The organism is Bradyrhizobium sp. 18BD (genome assembly GCF_054185225.1).
The window spans coordinates 191,288-205,918 of the sequence record NZ_JAVAYL010000014.1 but is presented as its reverse complement, the minus strand read 5'-3'; the positions used below and the strand labels follow the sequence as shown (position 1 = coordinate 205,918).

Genomic DNA, 14,631 nt, shown 5'->3' with positions numbered 1-14,631 from the left:
CGCTCCGCCGCCGTACGTCAATGCAGCTTCTTGCGGAGCGCCTTGAGCGCTTCGCGCTGGGTCTCGATGTATTCGGCAATAGCCTTGCGCAGCTCGCGTGAATGGAGCTTGTCGGCATCGCGCTGAACTTCGTCGAGCGCGGCTTCTGCGTTAGCGAGTGTGATCTTCATCTTGCGAGCTCTGTTACGGAGCGGCCCCGGAGTGCCCAAAGAAGCCGAAGTGTCCGGGGCCGTAACCTCAGCACCTCTGCGTCAGGCTGCTCGGCTACGGTTCGCACCATATAGAGGTTCCGCGCGCGGAAATTGAGATGGCTCAAGCTCCGTAGGAAACCGGTGGCTCCGTAAGATCCCGGATGTTCCCGATGCGCGTCAAAATGTCGGCGGCGTGCAGGCCGAGATCACTTCGCACGGCTTGCCGCCGACGCAGCGGAAGCGATGCGGGCGTCGGCTCTCGAAATAATAGGCATCGCCGGGATTGAGGATGCGGCGCTCGTCCTCGACGGTGACTTCGAGCTTACCCGAGATCACGATGCCGCCTTCTTCGCCGTCATGGACGAGGTGCACGCGCCCGGTGTCGCTGCCGGGCTCGTAGCGCTCCTTCAGGATCTGCAGGCTGCGGCCGAACAGATTGTCACCGATCTGCCGATACGAGATCGGCTTCTTGCCGACTTCGGTCAGTTCCTCCGCGCGGTAGAAGATCTTGCGTCGTGACTCCGGCTCGAGCGCGAAGAACTCGGCGAGCCCCATCGGGATGCCGTCGAGGATGCGCTTGAGCGCGCCGACCGACGGGTTCATCTGGTTGGATTCGATCAGCGAGATCGTCGAATTGGTGACGCCGGCGCGCTTCGCCAGCTCGCGCTGCGACAGCTTGTGGCGCGCCCGGATGAATCGCAGCCGTCCACCGATGTCGACACTCATGCCCCTGGCCCTGTTTCAGGTGTTGCGGATCGCGCAAATATGGACCGGCTGCCCCAGTAAAATCAATGGCTTGCAGGTCACCAGAAAAGGACTTGTTGCCCCAGGGAAGCCGTGGCTCTGCTAGTGGGTCAGCAAAGGAGCGTGGCCCGTGACCCTTCATCAGATTCCGAACACTATCAAGACCGACTCGTTCTGGATGCCGTTCACGGCCAACCGTCAGTTCAAGAAAGCGCCGCGCCTGTTCTCCTCGGCCGAGGGCATGCACTACACCACCGTCGACGGCCGCAAGGTGATCGACGGCTCCGCCGGCCTCTGGTGCGTCAATGCCGGCCACGGCCGCAAGCAGATCGCCGCCGCGGTCGAGCGCCAGCTGATGACGCTGGACTTCGCGCCGACCTTCCAGATGGGCCATCCGCTGGCGTTCGACTTCGCCGAGCGTCTCGCCGAGATCGCGCCGAAGGGTCTCGACCGCATCTTCTTCACCAACTCCGGCTCCGAGTCGGTCGACACCGCGCTGAAGATCGCGCTCGCCTATCATCGTGCCAACGGCCAGTCGAGCCGCACCCGCCTGATCGGCCGCGAGCGAGGCTATCACGGCGTCGGCTTCGGCGGCACCTCGGTCGGCGGCATGGTCGCCAACCGCCGCGCCTTCGCCACCCTGCTGCCGGGCGTCGACCACATCCGCCACACCCACGATCTCTCTCGTAATGCCTTCGCCAAGGACCAGCCCGAGCATGGCGCCGATCTCGCTGACGATCTCGAGCGTCTGGTCGGCCTGCACGGCGCCGAGACGATCGCCGCCGTCATCGTCGAGCCGGTGCCGGGTTCGACTGCGGTGCTGCCGCCGCCGAAGGGCTATCTGCAGCGCCTGCGCCAGATCTGCGACAAGCACGGCATCCTCCTGATCTTCGACGAGGTCATCACCGGCTTCGGCCGCCTCGGCACGCCTTTCGCCGCCAACTTCTTCGGCGTCACGCCGGATCTGATGACCACCGCCAAGGGCATCACCAACGGCACCATTCCCTGCGGTGCGGTGTTCGCGAGCCGCAAGGTGCATGACGGTATGATGGTCGGCCCGGAAAACCAGATGGAGCTGTTCCACGGCTACACCTATTCCGCGCATCCGACCGCCTGCGCCGCGGGTATCGCCACGCTCGACATTTACAAGGACGAAGGCCTGCTCACGCGCGGTGCGACGATGGCCGAATACTGGCGCGATGCGCTGCATTCGCTGAAGGGTCTGCCGAACGTCGTCGACATCCGCAATTGCGGTCTGATGGGCGCGGTCGAGCTTGCCCCGCGTGACGGCGTCGTCGGCGCGCGCGGCTATGATGTCATGGTCGACTGCTTCAACACCGGTCTTTACCTGCGCATGAGCGGCGACAGCTTCGCGATGTCGCCGCCCCTCATCGTCGAGAAGAGCCACATCGACCAGATGGTCTCGATCCTCGGTGACGCCATCAAGAAGGTGGCCTGATAATTGCTCTCGCCGCTGCAGGGTTTTATCTTGCAGCGGCGCGCGTGATGCCGCGGGAGTTTGACGAAGCGTGAAAGTTCTGATCCTCGGCAGCGGTGTCATCGGTGTCACCTCTGCCTACTACCTCGCACGTGCCGGCCACGAAGTGACGGTCATCGACCGTCAGCCCGAACCGGCGCTGGAGACCTCGTTTGCCAACGCCGGCGAAGTGTCGCCCGGCTATTCCTCGCCCTGGGCCGGCCCCGGCGTGCCGGTGAAGGCGATCAAGTGGCTGTTGATGAAGCACGGCCCGCTGGTGATCCGGCCGAAGCTCGATCCTGTCATGTGGGTCTGGCTGCTCAAGATGCTGCGCAACTGCACCAGCGCGCGCTACGCGGTCAACAAGAGCCGGATGATTCCGATCGCGGAGTACAGCCGCGATTGCCTGCGCGATCTGCGCCGCGACATCGGCATTCAATATGACGAGCGCTCGCAAGGCACATTGCAGCTGTTCCGCTACCAGGCGCAGCTTGACGGCACCGGCGAGGACGTCGCCGTGCTCAAGCAATACGGCGTGCCTTACGAGACGCTGAGCCGCGAAGGCTGCATCGCGGTCGAGCCTGCGCTCGCCGGCGTGAAAGAAAAGTTCGTCGGCGGACTTCGCCTGCCGCAGGACGAGACCGGCGACTGCCACATGTTCACGCAGGCGCTGGCCAAGCATGCCCAGGCGCTCGGCGTGCGCTTCATGTTCAACACCGGCATCGACCGCATCGTCACCGAAGGCGCGCGCGTCAGCGGTGTCGCGACCAGCGCCGGGATGCTGCAGGCAGACGCTTACGTCCTCGCGCTCGGCAGCTATTCGTCGCAGATGGTCGCGCCGCTCGGCATCTCGCTGCCGGTCTATCCGGTGAAGGGCTATTCGATCACGGTGCCGATCAAGGACGCCTCCGGCGCGCCGGAATCGACCGTGATGGACGAGAGCTACAAGGTCGCGATCACGCGTCTGGGCAATCGCATCCGCGTCGGCGGCACCGCCGAAATCTCGGGCTTCTCGACCAAGCTGTACGATGCCCGCCGCGCCACACTCGATCACTCCCTGACCGACCTGTTCCCGCGCGGCGGCGATCTCTCGAAGGCGACGTTCTGGAGCGGCCTGCGTCCGATGACGCCGGATGGTCCTCCGGTGATCGGCCCGACGCAATACGGCAACCTCCACCTCAACACCGGTCACGGCACGCTCGGCTGGACCATGTCCTGTGGCTCGGGGCGCGTGCTCGCGGATATGCTGTCGGGCAAGAAGCCGGAGGTTGATGTGAGTGCGCTGACGGTGGACCGGTATAATCACCGGTTTGGCTGAGACTCTATCCCCTCGTCATTGCGAGGAGCTCTCGCGACGAAGCAATCCAGAATCCCTCCGCGGAAAAGTCTGGATTGCTTCGCTTCGCTCGCAATGACGATGTAGAGGCGGCGGCGCATCTAACTCCATCCCCGTCACCCTGAGGTGGCCGCGAAGCGGCCCTCGAAGGGCGACGGCCCGGCTGCATTCGGGCCGCGCATCCTTCGAGGCTCCCCGTGGGACGCGTTGCGTCCCACGCCTCGCACCTCAGGATGACGGGGTGAGAGTTGTGTGCGTGGAGAGAGGCTTACGCCCCCGTCACGCAATTCACCCACAGCACCACGGCCTTCGCATCCTGCGCCGGATTTGAAAACCGGTGCGGCCGGCGGCTCGCAAAGCGAAAGCTGTCGCCGGTCTTCAGCGACCACGTCTCGCTGTCCACCGTCAGCATCATCTCGCCTTCGAGCACGAGGCCGGCCTCTTCGCCGTCATGGGTGTAGAGCTCATCGCCGGTGGAGCCGCCGGGCTCCAGATGCACCAGGAACAGGTTCAGCTTGTTGTCGGCACTGGCCGGGCTGAGCAATTGCTTCGAGACGCCGGTGCGCCAGAGCTTCAGCTCGGGCCGCTGCAGGCCGCGCGTTACCACCTGATCGGATGCGCCGTCTGCGCTCGGGCTTGCGCCGAACAGTGCAGCGATGCCGACGCCGAGCACGTCGGCGAGCGTGGCCAGCACACGCAGCGATGGCGAAGAAAGGCCGCGCTCGATCTGGCTGAGGAAGCCGATCGAAAGCTCCGTCCGTGCCGCGACCGTTTCGAGCGAGAATTGCCTGATACGCCGGAGATCCCTGATACGGCGGCCGACTGCGACATCCATTGCCGGCTCCGCCGGCTTCACGGTAGCCTTCTTGCCGCTCTTATTGCCGCTCTTGGCCTTCCTGGCCGGCTTTGCGGCGGCCGGTTTGCGCATTCTTTTGCCACCGCTCACGTCAAACCGCTTCCTTCATGTGCATGAAAACCGCTTGCGTCACCCGCGAAAGTGTGGCCAAATTTTCATATTGGTGAAAATAGGCCGAAACGGCTTGGCCCGCAACGTCTGATCACGACAACGCGCGGGCGCCGCCACCGGCCGGACCCAAAGGGGGATGCGATGAAGCGTTTTGGTCTGGCCGCGGTCGCGGCGCTTGCGATTGCAGCGGTGACGCCGGCTTCGGCGCAGCAGGTGCTGAAGGTCGGCTCGACGCCGACGGGCATTCCCTTCACCTTCCTCGACACCAAGACCAACACCATCCAAGGCATCATGGTCGATCTCGTCACCGAGGTGGGCAAGGATGCCGGCTTCAACGTGCAGATCGAGCCGATGCAGTTCTCGGCGCTGATCCCGTCGCTGACCTCGAGCAAGATCGACATCATCGCGGCCGCGATGTTCATCACCGCGCCGCGCAAGGAGGTCGTCGACTTCTCCGATCCGATCTACACCTATGGCGAAGGCTTGGTCGTGCCGAAGACCGACACCAAGGCCTATGTCACGCAGGACGATCTGAAGGGCGAGACGGTGGGCGCGCAGGTCGGCACCGCCTTCGTCGATGCGCTGAAGAAGTCCGGCCTGTTCGCCGACGTGAAGGCCTACGACACCATCCCCGACATCCTGCGCGACGTGAACACCGGCCGACTCAAGGCCGGCTACGCCGACTATCCGATCCTCGCTTACAACATCAAGCAGGGCGGCTTCCCCGAAGTGCGCCTCGTCGACGGCTACAAGCCCGTTACCGTCGGCTCGGTCGGCATCGGCGTGCGCAAGGGCGAGGCCGCGCTGCTTGGCAAGATCAACACGTCGCTCGCCAAGCTGAAGGCCAACGGCACCATCGACAAGATCCTCGATAAATGGGGCCTGAAGGCACAAGGCTGATAGAAACTGATAGCGGTTCATCGAAGGCTGCCCGATGAAAGGCTTCTGGCACGACGCCGCCGAGTTCTTCCCGATCCTGATGAGCGGCGTCGCGCTGACGATCATCGTCACCATCGGCTCGCTGCTGCTCTCGACGGTGCTCGGCCTGATCTGGGCGATGATGCGGGTCTCCGGCATCAAGGCGCTGTCGATGCTCAGCGCCAGCCTGATCAACGTGATCCGCGGCATCCCGATTATCGTGCTGCTGTTCTATCTCTACTTCGTGATGCCCGATCTCGGCGTCACGCTCAGCGCCTTGCAGGCCGCGATCCTCGGGCTCGGCATCGCCTATTCGGCCTATCAGGCCGAAAACTTCCGCGCCGGCATCGAGGCCATCGACAGGGGCCAGATCGAGGCGGCGCAGTCGATCGGCATGGGCTGGTGGCTCACCATGCGCCGCGTGGTACTGCCGCAGGCGGTGCGCATCGTGCTGCCGCCCTATGGCAACGTCATGATCATGATGCTGAAGGATTCCTCGCAGGCCTCGACCATCACGGTCGCCGAGCTGGCGCTGCAGGGCAAGCTGATCGCGTCCTCGACCTTCAAGAACACCAACGTGTTCACGCTGGTGGCGCTGATGTATCTCACCATGAGCATCCCGCTGATCCTGCTGGTCCGTCACTTCGAGAAGCGGGCCGGCAAGCGATGATCGAGCTGAACGACGTCCACAAGAGCTTTGGCAAGGTCGAGGTGCTCAAGGGCATCACGGCGAAGGTCGAGAAGGGCGAGGTGGTTTGCATCATCGGCCCCTCCGGCTCCGGCAAGTCCACCATCCTGCGCTGTATCAACGGGCTGGAAAGCTACGACCGTGGCGAGATCAGCGTCGAAGGCCTGAAGGTCGATCGTGATGCGCCGTCGATCGTCGCGATCCGCACCCAGGTCTCGATGGTGTTCCAGCGTTTCAACCTGTTCCCGCATCGCACCGCGCTGGAAAATGTCATCGAGGGGCCGCTGTTCGTGAAGAAGGAGCCGCGCGCCCAGGCGTATGAGCGCGGCCGCGCGCTGCTCGCCCGCGTCGGGCTCGCCGAGAAGGCCGACGTGCATCCGCCGCAGCTCTCGGGCGGCCAGCAGCAGCGCGTTGCGATCGCGCGGGCACTGGCGATGCAACCCAAGGCGATCCTGTTCGACGAGCCGACCTCGGCGCTCGACCCGGAACTCGTCGGCGACGTCCTCGGCGTGATGCGCAAGCTCGCCGACGAGGGCATGACCATGGTCGTCGTCACCCACGAGATGGGCTTTGCTCGCGACGTGGCCGATCGCGTGCTGTTCATCGACGGCGGTGTCATCGTCGAGCAGGGCCCGGCAAAGGCGCTGCTCAACCAACCCCAGCATCCACGCACGCAGGACTTTCTGCGCCGCGTGCTGCATCCGCTCTGACCGGACGTTTGTAATGACGCGTCTGCCCCTGCCGCCCTCGCTCTATGCCGACACCGCCGTCGCGCGGGTGGCCACGCCGCCGCTCGACACGGACAGAAGCGTTTCCGTCGCGATCGTCGGCGGTGGCTACACTGGCCTGTCCACCGCGCTGCATCTGGCGGAGCAGGGCGTCGAAGCCTTGGTGCTGGAGGCGCAGGAGCCGGGCTGGGGCGCGTCGGGCAACAATGGCGGCCACACCAATCCCGGCCTGAAGCACGATCCCGATCAGATCGAAGCCGATTTCGGTGCCGAGCTCGGTCGCCGCATGATCGAGTTCTCCTACGGCACCACCAATTTCACGCACGATCTGATCCGCCGCTACCAGATCCCCTGCGAGGCGCGGCAGAACGGCACGCTGCGTGCGGCCTATAACGAGGCGAGCGCCGCGGCGATCGAGAAGACGGCGCAGCAATGCATCCGCCGCGGCATGCCGGTGTCGTATCTGAACCGCGAGCAACTCCGCGAGATGACCGGCACGGATCGCTACATCGGCGCCATGCTCGACACGCGCGGCGGCGATCTGCATCCGCTCAGCTACGCCCGCGGTCTCGCGCGCGCCGCGATCTCGGCGGGGGCGAAAGTGCATGGCGAGACGCCGGCACTATCGCTCCGCCGCGACGGCAGCCGGTGGCGGATCGAGACGCCGCGCGCGGTCGTGCATGCCGACAAGGTCCTGCTCGCGACCAACGGTTTTACGGATGATCTCTGGCCTGCGCTCCGCCGCACCATCGTTCCGGTGTTTTCCTCGATCGCCGCCACCGCGCCGCTCTCGGACGATGTCGCGCGCTCGATTATGCCGACGCGTCCCGTGCTCTATGAGAGCGGCCACATCACCGTCTATTACCGCATCGACCAGAACAACCGCCTCCTGATGGGCGGCCGCGGCCCGATGCGCTGGATCAACTCGCCTGATGACGTCGCCTATCTCATCCGCTACGCCGAGCGGCTGTGGCCGCAGCTCAAGGGCGTGACCTGGACCCATGGCTGGAACAGCCGGCTTGCCATCACCAAGGACCACTATCCGCATGTGCACGAGCCCGCCGAGAACATCCTGATCTCGCTCGGCTGCAACGGCCGGGGCGTCGCGCTCTCGACCGCGATGGGCGCGCAGCTTGCGCGCCGCTTGATCGGCGGCGCCAAGGCCGAGATCGACATGCCCGTTACCGGCATCAAGCCGATCCCGATGCACGCGTTCTGGCCGGTCGGCGTCACGACGGCCGTGATCACCGGCCGCGTGCGGGACCGGCTGGGGATCTAGCCTCAGCCTTCCGCCACCGCGTCGGCCCAGGGCTGGAAGATCTCGACTGCGCCGGAATTCACATCGCCGTCGCGCATCACCACGCTCGGGCAGGCGAATTTCATCGGCAGGGTCTGCACCGGCGTTTCCTTGTAATCGAAGCGTGCGGCGAGCGCCTTGCGCGTATCCGCCGGCAGCCTGATGTCGCCGAGCACGATCGCGCCTTCGCTGCAGTCGATCCGGGGCTGATGGATGGCGGCATCGAGGTCCATGTCGAAATCCATCGCAAAGGACACGAGTTGCATGACCGAAGGCAAGATGCGGCGGCCGCCGGAGGCGCCGACCGCGAGGCGCTTGCCATCTTTGGTCTCGGCGATGACGGGCGTGTAGTTGGTGAGGCAGCGCTTGCCGGGGGCGAGCGAGTTGGTGGTGCCCGGCGTCGGATCGAACCACATGATGCCGTTGTTCATGGGAATGCCGGTGTGCGGTGTTACGTATTTCGAGCCAAAGGACGAGAGCAGTGTCTGCGTCACCGCTGCGATGTTGCCGTCCCGGTCAACCACGGAGAAATGCGTGGTGCAGGCGGGCGCCAGATATTCCGCGCCGAGCGAGCGCTTGCCGTCGGCATCGCCCATGTCCTTGAGCCGCTCGCGATAGGCCGCCTGCAGGGCAACGGCATATTCGGCATAGGCGGCCGCATCCGGCGTACCTGCCGGCTTCAGATTCTGCTGCAACAAGCGCAGCGCATGCGCCATGGTCGGCCCGGCCGTGAGCTCCGGCGTCGCCAGCACCTTGCCGCCGCGATAGGGGATTGCCAGCGGCTCGCGCAGATGGGCGCGGAACGCGGCGAGATCCTCGACCGACAGCGAGCCGCCATCGGCCTTGACGTCGGACGCGATGCTCTTGGCGAGATCGCCCTGATAGAAATCGCGCGGCCCGGCCTCGGCAAGATGCGACAGCGTCGCCTTCAGATTGTCCTGCGGTAGCCGGATCTCGGCTTCGATGCTCCAGGGCGGGCTCGGGGGCAGGCCGTCCTTCAGGAACATCGCCGCGCTCGCGGGATAGCGCCGAAGTTCTGCCGCCGAGCCTGCGATCGTCAGCGTGGTCCACCAGTCGGCCAGCAGGCCTTCGCCGGCGAGCGCGGCCGCCGGAGCGACCAGCTCTTTCCACGACATTCTGGCGTATCGACGGTGCGCTTCCTCCATGCCGGCGACGACACCTGGCACGGCGATCGCGCCCGGACCGTAAACGTTGCGGTCGTCCTTCACCCGCGGCCACGGAAACAGGTCGGTCGCAAGGCGGTCTCCAACGATGGGGTAATCGGCCGCGCGGATGCTCTGCGGCGCGCACATGCCGTAGTCGATCACCTCGTAGCGATTTTCCTTGGCGCGGTAGAGCACCATCGCGCCGCCACCGCCGATGCCGCTGTTCCAGGGCTCCAGCACGTTCAGCGCAAAGGTGGTCGCCACGATCGCGTCGACGCAATCGCCGCCGGCCGCCAGCACCTCCGCCCCCACCTCGGCCGCCCGCCGCGATTGCGAGGCGACGATGCCGCCCTTGGATGTGACGGCGGGTTTGCGGACGGTTTGGTTGAGGCTGAACTGATGAGGCATGATGTCGTCTTGAACTCTGGATTCAGTTGTCTTGGCTTCGTTGCGCTGACGTCGAAGCTCCGCAATTGGCGGAGCCCGCGAAGAATGGCACATTGCCATCAACGAGAACATCCAAAGGGAGACGCGACATGGCAGGTGTGAAACAGGCGCGGGATGGCGCTGTCGGGATCTTGACGCTCGACGAGCCGGCAAGCCTGAACGCGATGACGCCGGACCTGCTCGGCGCGCTCGCCGCCGCCATCGCCGAGATGACCGGGGATGAGGGCATCCGCGCCATCATCCTCACCGGCGCGGGGCGCGGTTTTTGCTCGGGGCAGAATTTGAAGGCGTCGGAAGCGCTCGGCGAGGACATCGCCGCCGGCGTCATGCGGTTCTATTGGCCGGCCTTCAAGGCGCTGCGCGAATGCCGCGTGCCCGTGGTCGTTGCCGTCAACGGCGTTGCCGCCGGCGGCGGCTTCAGCCTCGCGATGGCCGGCGACATGATTGTTGCGGCGCGGTCGGCAAGCTTCATCCAGGTCTTCAGCCGCATTGCGCTGGTGCCCGATCTCGGCTCGACCTGGCTGTTGCCGCGCCTGATCGGCCGTCAGCGCGCGCTCGAGCTGATGCTGCTGAACGAGCCGCTGACGGCGGAACGCGCCCGGGACATCGGCCTGGTGCGGCAGGTCGTCGACGATGCCAGGCTGATGGACGAAGCGCTGGTCCTCGCGCGTCGCCTCGCCGACGGCCCGACGCGGGCTTTGGTCGCAACCCGCGCCCTGGTCGAGGAGAGCGAGCACGCGACCTACGAGGCGCAGTTCCGCCGCGAGATCGAGCTTCAGGCCACGATCCGCAAGAGCGCCGATGCCGTCGAAGGCCGCAATGCCTTCGTGGAAAAGCGCAAGGCGAAGTTTACGGGGAAGTGAATACGGATCTCCAAAAACGCAAAATGGCCGGGATAAGCCCGGCTATGACGACGAAGATAGAGATCAGCAGGAGAGCGGCGAAGCCGCAGTGCTCAGAGCCCGCGGTCCAGCCGGCTGGCCTGATATTTGGCGCGCCATTTCGGGCCCGGGCCGCGCATGTAGTGCAGCTCGGGGCGGTAGGGGTTGCCGGCGATCCGCACCAGCTTCTGCCATTTGGTGGCGACGAAGCTGAGCGGCTGGCAGAGCATGGTCAGCGAAGCGAACAGCATGGCATCACCTCAATGCGGCTTGCCGAGCATGGCGGTGAAGGGGAGGTCGAACAGATCCTCGCCGTCGGAGCCGCTGACATGGATCACCCAGTCGCGCCAGTCCTCAGAGCCGGGCGTCTGGATCATCGAATTCATGATCTGGGCCGCACGGTCACGCGCCTCGGTCAGGCTGGCCACCGCCGTGCCGCTGCGATCGATCAGCGTGCCGTCGGTGTTGGAGCAGTGGAAATAGACCTGGACCATATGCGTCTCCTATTGGGAGCGATTGGGACGGCAAACCGATACCACCCGAGGCATTCGCGAAACATTCGGGGCGAGCCCGGTAAGGGAATCTACGGAGATTGGTCGGCACCAAGGTCGTTACAGGTTTAATCACAGGCGGGTGATGACCAACTGGACGGCGTTCCCTCGACATGGAACAACTCTGGCCGGAAAGTCCGGAGCCTGCCGTGCCTCACCTCACATTCTGGCGTGAACGTCGACGCTCACGCCTGTTCGCGGCTGTCGTCGCCGGGGCGCTGCTCGCTCTCGCCCCCGGCGCCTCCTCCGAACCGGTGAGGAAAAGCGGCTACGCGATCGGCACGGAGACCTGCGGCAGCGGCGATCTGGCCTTTCCCAGACTCCAGATCGACATGAAGGCGGGATTTTGCGCCGGCCTCGTCGCCAGCGAAGAGGGCCGTCTCAAATTCCCGCGCTCGATCGTCCAGGTGCCCGGCCGCGACCTGTTCGTGGTGGCCGACATGGGCGGCTGGGGGCACACCGACGGACGGCTGCTGCTGCTCGATCCGCGCGCGCCCCAGGGCCAGCGGTTCAAGGAATTGCTGACCGACGTCGAGTATCCCTTCGGCCTCGTGATCGGCCCGGACAAGAAGCTCTATGCCGCGACCGCCGAGACCATCTTCCGGTTCGATCCGCTCGCGGACAATCCGCGCGGCACGGTCGAGACCATCATCCGTCACATGCCGGGCCGCCGGATCACGCTGCCCGATGGCACCAGGCTCGACGAGAGCGCGCACCCGCTCAAGCAGTTCGTCTTTGATAAAAGTGGCCGGCTGTTCGTCAACATCGGCTCGCACAGCGACGACTGCATCACGCCGGCGCCGATCACAAAGCCATGCGCGGCGGCCGAGGGCACATCCGCGATGGCGTCGATCTGGCTATTCACGCCGCCCGCGGGTGGTGTCTTCCCGGCGTTGACGGCGAAGGATCCCGACCCGCCGCACATCGTCTACGCCCGCGGCCTGCGCAACTCGATGGCGCTGGCGCTGCATCCGAACTTCCCCGATGCCGGCTACGCCTTCCTGCAGGGCGAGAACGGCCGCGACCTGCCCGATATCTTCAAGCCGAATGAGGAGATCAACGCGATCGAGCAGGGCAGGCATTACGGCTGGCCCTATTGCTACGACCTGTCGACGCCGAGCCCCGAATTCAAAAGCGTGCTGCAAGCAGGCGTCTACAAATCGCTCTGCACAGCCAACGCACTCTACAAAGCGCCGCTCTCGCTGATGCCGCCGCACGGCGCACCGCTCGCGATGCTCTATTATCACGGCGCGAAATTCCCGGAGCTGGAGGGCAAGCTGCTGGTCGGCCTGCACGGCTATCGCCCCACCGGCAGCCGGGTTCTCGTCTACGATGTCGACGACCACGGCTTTCCCAAGCCGAGCCCTCCGCCGGTGCGCTACCGTGTCAGCTGCGCGGCTGATCCGACCCACAGCTTTCAGGCCGACGGCACCGAGATTGCCGCCGCACCGTTCGACGAGCTGATCGCCGGCTGGCATCGTGTGAACGGTGCGCGGCCGCAAGGCGCCCCCGTCGGCGTAACCGTCGCCGAGGACGGCGCGATCTGGCTGGTCGAGGACAAGAACCAGACGGTGATCCGCATCGATCGTGCCGCGGGCGATCCGCCTCCGCCACTCCCCTGCGACACGCGCAGCCAGGCGATGATCGACCAGCTCGCGGTCTTCGTCGCCAGGGACGCTCAGAACAGCGTTCGCCTCACCAATTTGCGCAAGGGCCTCGTCGAGAAGCATTGCGTCGGCTGCCATTCCGATTTCGGCCTGAAGGCGGGTCAATCGGAGGCGGAGAAGGACGCAACCGCGCTCCGCTTTATGCTGTCGCAGGACGGCTGGATCTATCCCGGCGACCCTGATTCAGGCAGGTTGCGCACGCGCCTGCGCGGGCTCGGCGCCGAGAAGCTGATGCCGCCCGGCGGCGAGAGCCTGCCGAAGACCGAGCCCGGCTACGCGCGCCTGCTCGATACGGCGGACCTGCTCGTCGCCAAGATGGTTCCGGGCACACGGATGCGGATCAAGCCCGGTCCGCCGCAACGCAAAATCTACGGCAAGGCCAACAAGGAATGCGGCGAAATACCGGCCGGCAAGGTCGTTGTCGTGACACAAAGGAGCGCTGTAGACAAATCCGGCTTCAGCCGATTCTTCCGGCCGGCCGATCCTTATTTGAATGGTGAGTGCAGCGACGACGATGGCTATTACATCCGGCAGGAATTTCTGGTGCCTGTGCAGTAGCGTCTTCCTCATTATCGCGACCGCATCCGCGCAGGCGGAAACGAAGCTGTTCGAAAGCGTGCAGGTGACGCCGCCGGGCGAATACACTTCTGGAATCGAAGGGCCGGCCGCCGATCTCGACGGCAATCTGTTCGTGGTCAATTTCGGCAAGCCCGGCACGATCGGCAAATTGCCTGCGGGTGGTGCAGCGTCACAGCTGTTCGCGTTGCTTCCCGAAGGCAGCGTCGGCAACGCGATCCGCTTCGATCGCAGCGGCACCATGTTCATCGCCGACTACAAGAAGCACAACATCTTCACCATCGCGAAGGGAAGCACCGCGCCTGCCCTCTGGTTTCACTCCGACGAGATGAACCAGCCCAACGACATCACCATCGCCCGCGACGGCACGATCTATGCGACCGATCCGAACTGGAAGGGCAGGGAAGGCCACATCTGGCGGATTGCCAAGGCCGCGGATGGGTCGGCACAAGGGCAGGTTATGACGGCGCCGCGTGCGATGGGAACGACCAACGGCATCGATCTCAGTCCGGACGGCAAGACGCTCTATATCAGCGAGTCCAGCAACGGCCAGATCTGGTCCTACACCATCAAGGGCAACGAGCTTACCGGTGCCAGGCTCGTCAAGGCATTTCAGCCCGACACCGTCGATGGCCTGCGTACCGACGTCGCCGGCCGCCTTTATGTCGCGCGCATCCTCAAGGGCACGATCGCGCTGATGAAGCCCAATGGCGCGGTCGAGCGCGAGGTCGCGCTGAGGGCCAAGGAGCCGACCAACCTCGCGTTCGGCGGCAGTGACGGCAAGACCGTCTTCGTCACCCAGCGCCAGGGCGGCTTCATCGAGTCCTTCCGCACCGACCAGCAGGGCCGCGAGCACTGCCTCCAGCGCGGACGCTGCTAGAGCATGATCCGGAAAAGTGTGTAGCGGTTTTCCGAAAGATCATGCTCAAACAAGAGAACACTTCAACGGCGGTCTGCTTCCGGCGCAGGGCGGCGCGACGGGGACGGCATTCTTCTT

At 65.1% G+C, this 14,631-nt stretch carries 15 protein-coding genes; 9 read left to right on the top strand and 6 right to left on the bottom strand.

Translation table 11 applies throughout. The features are described from left to right. Window positions 1-17: 17 nt before the first annotated feature. Window positions 18-170 (bottom strand): hypothetical protein, encoded by a 153-nt coding sequence (locus RAD16_RS25085; RefSeq protein WP_283084201.1) that lies wholly within the window; start codon window positions 168-170, stop codon window positions 18-20. Between the two features lie 198 nt (window positions 171-368). Beyond that, window positions 369-917 (bottom strand): cupin domain-containing protein, encoded by a 549-nt coding sequence (locus tag RAD16_RS25080; RefSeq protein ID WP_008561958.1) that lies wholly within the window; start codon window positions 915-917, stop codon window positions 369-371. A gap of 148 nt (window positions 918-1,065) precedes the next feature. Here RAD16_RS25080 and RAD16_RS25075 point away from each other — a divergent pair, with 148 nt between their 5' ends. Both RAD16_RS25075 and RAD16_RS25070 read left to right on the top strand, forming a co-directional pair. Next, the gene (locus RAD16_RS25075) at window positions 1,066-2,394 is read left to right on the top strand and encodes an aminotransferase class III-fold pyridoxal phosphate-dependent enzyme (protein ID WP_458160524.1); all 1,329 of its coding nucleotides are present in this window, start codon (window positions 1,066-1,068) and stop codon (window positions 2,392-2,394) included. A 70-nt stretch (window positions 2,395-2,464) separates the two neighbouring features. Continuing rightward, entirely contained in the window at window positions 2,465-3,730 is a 1,266-nt protein-coding gene (locus RAD16_RS25070) for a D-amino acid dehydrogenase (protein ID WP_458160523.1), read from the top strand. Window positions 3,731-4,016: 286 nt separating this feature from the next. On the opposite strand, the gene RAD16_RS25065 is transcribed toward RAD16_RS25070, so the two are convergent. Continuing rightward, window positions 4,017-4,676: a helix-turn-helix domain-containing protein gene (locus RAD16_RS25065; RefSeq protein WP_458160522.1), complete on the bottom strand. Its 660-nt coding sequence runs from the start codon at window positions 4,674-4,676 to the stop codon at window positions 4,017-4,019. Between the two features lie 180 nt (window positions 4,677-4,856). Here RAD16_RS25065 and RAD16_RS25060 point away from each other — a divergent pair, with 180 nt between their 5' ends. The 4 genes from RAD16_RS25060 to RAD16_RS25045 are packed head-to-tail and all read left to right on the top strand — an operon-like array spanning window position 4,857 to window position 8,328. Beyond that, a complete protein-coding gene (locus tag RAD16_RS25060) occupies window positions 4,857-5,615 on the top strand; it encodes an ABC transporter substrate-binding protein (protein WP_458160521.1) in 759 nt (252 codons plus the stop codon). A 34-nt stretch (window positions 5,616-5,649) separates the two neighbouring features. Then, window positions 5,650-6,303 (top strand): amino acid ABC transporter permease, encoded by a 654-nt coding sequence (locus tag RAD16_RS25055; protein ID WP_458160520.1) that lies wholly within the window; start codon window positions 5,650-5,652, stop codon window positions 6,301-6,303. Further along, on the top strand, window positions 6,300-7,031 hold the full coding sequence (locus RAD16_RS25050) for an amino acid ABC transporter ATP-binding protein (protein ID WP_458160519.1): 732 nt from the start codon (window positions 6,300-6,302) through the stop codon (window positions 7,029-7,031). The genes RAD16_RS25055 and RAD16_RS25050 overlap by 4 nt, the downstream gene beginning before the upstream one ends. 13 nt (window positions 7,032-7,044) lie before the next feature. Next, window positions 7,045-8,328, top strand: a complete 1,284-nt coding sequence (locus RAD16_RS25045; protein ID WP_458160518.1) for an NAD(P)/FAD-dependent oxidoreductase — start codon at window positions 7,045-7,047, stop codon at window positions 8,326-8,328. A gap of 2 nt (window positions 8,329-8,330) precedes the next feature. Here RAD16_RS25045 and RAD16_RS25040 read toward each other — a convergent pair whose 3' ends face one another. After that, window positions 8,331-9,920 (bottom strand): gamma-glutamyltransferase family protein, encoded by a 1,590-nt coding sequence (locus RAD16_RS25040; protein ID WP_458160517.1) that lies wholly within the window; start codon window positions 9,918-9,920, stop codon window positions 8,331-8,333. Window positions 9,921-10,048: 128 nt separating this feature from the next. Here RAD16_RS25040 and RAD16_RS25035 point away from each other — a divergent pair, with 128 nt between their 5' ends. Then, a complete protein-coding gene (locus tag RAD16_RS25035) occupies window positions 10,049-10,822 on the top strand; it encodes an enoyl-CoA hydratase-related protein (protein WP_458160516.1) in 774 nt (257 codons plus the stop codon). Between the two features lie 92 nt (window positions 10,823-10,914). Here RAD16_RS25035 and RAD16_RS25030 read toward each other — a convergent pair whose 3' ends face one another. Both RAD16_RS25030 and RAD16_RS25025 read right to left on the bottom strand, forming a co-directional pair. Next, window positions 10,915-11,091 carry a hypothetical protein gene (locus RAD16_RS25030; protein WP_458160515.1) on the bottom strand — a complete coding sequence of 59 codons (177 nt, stop codon included), beginning with the start codon at window positions 11,089-11,091 and terminating at the stop codon, window positions 10,915-10,917. 9 nt (window positions 11,092-11,100) lie between these two features. After that, complete coding sequence (locus RAD16_RS25025) at window positions 11,101-11,334, bottom strand: DUF6894 family protein (protein ID WP_458160514.1); 234 nt, start codon at window positions 11,332-11,334, stop codon at window positions 11,101-11,103. 206 nt (window positions 11,335-11,540) lie between these two features. On the opposite strand from RAD16_RS25025, the gene RAD16_RS25020 reads away from it, so the two are divergent. Beyond that, entirely contained in the window at window positions 11,541-13,616 is a 2,076-nt protein-coding gene (locus RAD16_RS25020) for a PQQ-dependent sugar dehydrogenase (protein WP_458160513.1), read from the top strand. After that, on the top strand, window positions 13,573-14,514 hold the full coding sequence (locus RAD16_RS25015) for an SMP-30/gluconolactonase/LRE family protein (protein ID WP_458160512.1): 942 nt from the start codon (window positions 13,573-13,575) through the stop codon (window positions 14,512-14,514). The genes RAD16_RS25020 and RAD16_RS25015 overlap by 44 nt, the downstream gene beginning before the upstream one ends. Window positions 14,515-14,631 lie beyond the last annotated feature (117 nt).

What these genes read in the sequence shown, in the direction of transcription:
- RAD16_RS25085 (WP_283084201.1), bottom strand. Translation starts at nt 170, where the DNA reads ATGAAGATCACACTCGCTAACGCAGAAGCCGCGCTCGACGAAGTTCAG.
- RAD16_RS25080 (WP_008561958.1), bottom strand. Translation starts at nt 917, where the DNA reads ATGAGTGTCGACATCGGTGGACGGCTGCGATTCATCCGGGCGCGCCAC.
- RAD16_RS25065 (WP_458160522.1), bottom strand. Translation starts at nt 4,676, where the DNA reads ATGCGCAAACCGGCCGCCGCAAAGCCGGCCAGGAAGGCCAAGAGCGGC.
- RAD16_RS25060 (WP_458160521.1), top strand. Translation starts at nt 4,857, where the DNA reads ATGAAGCGTTTTGGTCTGGCCGCGGTCGCGGCGCTTGCGATTGCAGCG.
- RAD16_RS25055 (WP_458160520.1), top strand. Translation starts at nt 5,650, where the DNA reads ATGAAAGGCTTCTGGCACGACGCCGCCGAGTTCTTCCCGATCCTGATG.
- RAD16_RS25050 (WP_458160519.1), top strand. Translation starts at nt 6,300, where the DNA reads ATGATCGAGCTGAACGACGTCCACAAGAGCTTTGGCAAGGTCGAGGTG.
- RAD16_RS25045 (WP_458160518.1), top strand. Translation starts at nt 7,045, where the DNA reads ATGACGCGTCTGCCCCTGCCGCCCTCGCTCTATGCCGACACCGCCGTC.
- RAD16_RS25040 (WP_458160517.1), bottom strand. Translation starts at nt 9,920, where the DNA reads ATGCCTCATCAGTTCAGCCTCAACCAAACCGTCCGCAAACCCGCCGTC.
- RAD16_RS25035 (WP_458160516.1), top strand. Translation starts at nt 10,049, where the DNA reads ATGGCAGGTGTGAAACAGGCGCGGGATGGCGCTGTCGGGATCTTGACG.
- RAD16_RS25030 (WP_458160515.1), bottom strand. Translation starts at nt 11,091, where the DNA reads ATGCTGTTCGCTTCGCTGACCATGCTCTGCCAGCCGCTCAGCTTCGTC.
- RAD16_RS25025 (WP_458160514.1), bottom strand. Translation starts at nt 11,334, where the DNA reads ATGGTCCAGGTCTATTTCCACTGCTCCAACACCGACGGCACGCTGATC.
- RAD16_RS25015 (WP_458160512.1), top strand. Translation starts at nt 13,573, where the DNA reads ATGGCTATTACATCCGGCAGGAATTTCTGGTGCCTGTGCAGTAGCGTC.